The sequence below is a fragment of the Tissierella pigra genome, assembly GCF_009695605.1.
GTDB lineage: Bacteria > Bacillota > Clostridia > Tissierellales > Tissierellaceae > Tissierella > Tissierella pigra.
Genome location: NZ_VUNQ01000096.1, coordinates 1 through 3,375, shown reverse-complemented (window position 1 = coordinate 3,375; position 3,375 = coordinate 1). Strand labels below are relative to the sequence as shown.

4 protein-coding genes are annotated in these 3,375 nt (G+C 29.7%); all 4 read right to left on the bottom strand.

From position 1 onward, the window contains the following. Nucleotides 1-94: 94 nt before the first annotated feature. A complete protein-coding gene (locus FYJ83_RS19325) occupies nucleotides 95-892 on the bottom strand; it encodes a serine hydrolase domain-containing protein (RefSeq protein WP_216584682.1) in 798 nt (265 codons plus the stop codon). A gap of 124 nt (nucleotides 893-1,016) precedes the next feature. After that, complete coding sequence (locus FYJ83_RS19320; protein WP_154443126.1) at nucleotides 1,017-1,262, bottom strand: hypothetical protein; 246 nt, start codon at nucleotides 1,260-1,262, stop codon at nucleotides 1,017-1,019. A 42-nt stretch (nucleotides 1,263-1,304) separates the two neighbouring features. After that, complete coding sequence (locus FYJ83_RS19315) at nucleotides 1,305-2,285, bottom strand: hypothetical protein (protein WP_154443125.1); 981 nt, start codon at nucleotides 2,283-2,285, stop codon at nucleotides 1,305-1,307. Nucleotides 2,286-2,331: 46 nt separating this feature from the next. Further along, on the bottom strand, nucleotides 2,332-3,261 hold the full coding sequence (locus FYJ83_RS19310) for a hypothetical protein (RefSeq protein WP_154443124.1): 930 nt from the start codon (nucleotides 3,259-3,261) through the stop codon (nucleotides 2,332-2,334). Nucleotides 3,262-3,375 lie beyond the last annotated feature (114 nt).

The window sequence follows — 3,375 nt, the reverse complement described above, 5'->3', positions numbered from 1 at the left end:
ATATGAATGGTGATTCTTATAGGATTAAAGAAACTAGGGAATGGTTAGAAGAAACCAATTAGTTTACATTACCAAGTGGTACAGTTTTCGATTATTATATGGTACACTTTTCAGTTGACAAATACAACAGTTTTCCTCTAAAGAATGCCTTTATAAATATCATTAATTCTTGAGCAGTAGTTATACAGCCTCCACTTGCGCCGCTACTAATCACAAACTTAGGACGGTGGATAATTTGATTCATATAATAGATTTTAGGTATCTCATTATATCTATCCTCAGGAAGATACGTATTCACTAACCGAAGTGGTTCAAAGATATACTTTTCATATGCTTTGGATAATGTTAAACCACTTTCTTTTTCCACGATTTGACCCAATATATCAAAGTTTATATCTGCATAGTAAGCTTTTCCTTTCTTTCTAGGTTTAAAATGAGGTTTTAACTTCTTAACACTACTTATGGTGTCGCAAAAATTAATATGAAAATCCTCTTGTATAATTCTATTTATTAAGCTATTTTCCCCTTCTAAGTACACATCAGGCAGCCCGCTTGTTTGAAACAATAGATCAGATACTGTTAATTCAAAAGAGTACTCTCTACCCTTATAAACATGAATTCCCTTTAAAATATTTATATCAAAATAATTTACAATTTTATCTTCCAAGGATAATTTATTCTGCTCTAACAATATCAAAATACAAGTGGTAGTAAATAACTTAGTAATACTTGCCATAAGCAATGGAGAATTTAATTCTTTTTCTCCATATCTTTTCATAAGTGAGAACTCCCCACTTGTATTTTCTATCAACAAAATTCCCTCATTTATTTTTTTTGAGCTTGCATATTTATTAAAAACTTTTTCAAATCTCTTCGTTTTAATAATTGTCATAGTCACTTCCCCCTATATTTGACCCTTATTGACTTTGCATTTCTTCAGTACTTCCTCCATATAGATAATCTAAAATCAGACCTCCAAATCACCTTTAAAAAATATTTTTCTCTAATAATATCTCTTATTTCTTACTTATTTTACTTGTTTTTTCATTCCCACGTTTGAAATTACCAGTAATCTTAGCCATTATCAATTGTGCTTCTATTGTATTTGCCTTTGATACTTTCGATAAAAATTTTTCACTTTCTTTACCTTTTAATATCATAACTTGTTTCCCATGCCAAGAAATAAATACCCTATTATCTTTCGATACTCTATATGAGAAAGCTTCTTCTTTAAGTTTGTTTCTTTTATCTATACTCTTCAATTTGTAGAGCCCCCTTATATAAATATTTTTAAAACATTTACTCTACTTTGAAGCATTATATAATATTTCTAGTACATAAGTTGTATGATCTATTTTCCTATTTAGGTTAGTCCTCCAATTATCAGATAGCTTACATGAACTCAATGCTGCACCAAAATCCCAAAGCCCATCCTCACCTCGTCTATTTATAAGCCATTCTATCTCATCATTAAATTCATCATAGAAGCCATCAAATAATGATAGAACACTCATAGTATGTATCCAACTGGATAATTCCTTAGTATTTCTAATAAGTTCAGGTTTTTCATATAACCTTGTATTGGTATAAAAAATAGTCTCTGGATAGGAATGTAGCCAATGCAGATATTGTCTTTGTATATCTACTGGTATTTTATCTTTAATATGAGCAAATAAAATAATATTATTGATACTATTAAGTCCTATATACTTGCCATGGATATTTACTCCAAGCACCTTTTTTGAAATATTATCTATCTGAGAACTATCATATAAACCATTTTGAAAACTATTCTGTAATATATATATCCATTTTAAACAGTTTTCTATATAGTGAGGGTTTTCAGAATTAAACAATGCTAATCTTGATGTAATAAACAGAGGCACTGCTGGCTTAAACCATTTGTTTCCTTCCCAGGCATCAGGCCATAGTGATAAATCGCTGAGCATATTTTCCATATGAATGCATGCCTTATCAATAATCTCATCACCACGTTTTAAACCAAGTGCATATAAATAGAGCAATACTGATTCTGTGGTCTTGTATTTTTGCTTTACCCTAAAATCTTGACTATGAAATCTTCCCCAGCTACCATCACAATGCTGCTCATTTTTTATACTTTGTACCCATTTACTACAGTTTAGTTTTCTTCTAAGATCAATCATTACTTCTGAGTTTGAATCATAACTGCTGAAATTAGTTAAAATCTTATATTTTACAACATCAGAAGGATTATGAGATAATAGGATTTCTGATATTTCCTTTAGATAAAATATATGAATCACCAACCCTTTTCTTTGTTAAAAGCTATTCTAATTTATGAAATGTTACTTAGTATATTTCAGAATAATACAATATTAGTAAACTTCTAAATGTCAAATCACACATACGTCTTTCTTCTGTCCTCCAGTCTTTTTCCAATGCTAAACCAGTATAAGTACCCCATTTTGTAAAATAATAATGATTTAATTTCTTTTTGAATATTCCATCATTTTCATCTAAATTATTAACAAGAAAATCAACTTGAACCTTTAGCTCTTCTATATGCTTCACTACTCCAAGTCTAGATAGTAATTCCATTCTATGAAACCACATCATCCAATCTTTATCTTTAAATGTATTCATGTCTTGATAAAAATCATGCATGCAAAAGGAAGCTGGTGCAATTAATTGGTGTCCTTTTAGTACAAGTATATCTGAAATAGGTGATAACTTTATTAATTGACCTATTGACGAAGTAATTATTTTTTCGTTTTCTTTACTTCTCCATGTCTTTGTAAAGGCAAGAAGTCTAAGGTCATATATACTTGGCCATTTCACTTCATTCTTAAAAATCAATTTACTTTTATACTCTTCTGTAATGTCTTGTATTTTGTCTACAGAAAGTATGAACTTAAATTTATCTAGTGCATTTTCTATTTGTTCTTTGATGAAATCTTTATTTTCTATACCTGCATAAGCAAAGATAGTGGATCTAATTAACTGTGAACCTCCAAACCCTTTTTCATCTAATATCTTACCAACATTAAATAAACATCCTTTATCAAAGGTATCCTCTCTTCTTTCTAATTCATTCAACATTTTTTGAATTGGAAATTGTTCTGATAAAACGCCTTTTTCCGATAATACTCTTATTGCAGTTTCAATTCCCTTCTCACTATGGAAATCCTCATCTATCCAACCATCTGAATTTTGTTTTGCTATAAACTCCCGAATCAGTTTATCCTCTAAAATTTGACTTTGCAGTTTTGTAAAGGACAATGATAAAATACAGATAAAAGGTAATCAAAAAGTACAGAGTTCTTAATCAAAGAGGGAACACTACCTAAAGAATAAAAAATAATAGGTGGTGTGAATATGAAAGGAGAACTTTGG

What these genes read in the sequence shown, in the direction of transcription:
- FYJ83_RS19325 (WP_216584682.1), bottom strand. Translation starts at nt 892, where the DNA reads ATGACAATTATTAAAACGAAGAGATTTGAAAAAGTTTTTAATAAATAT.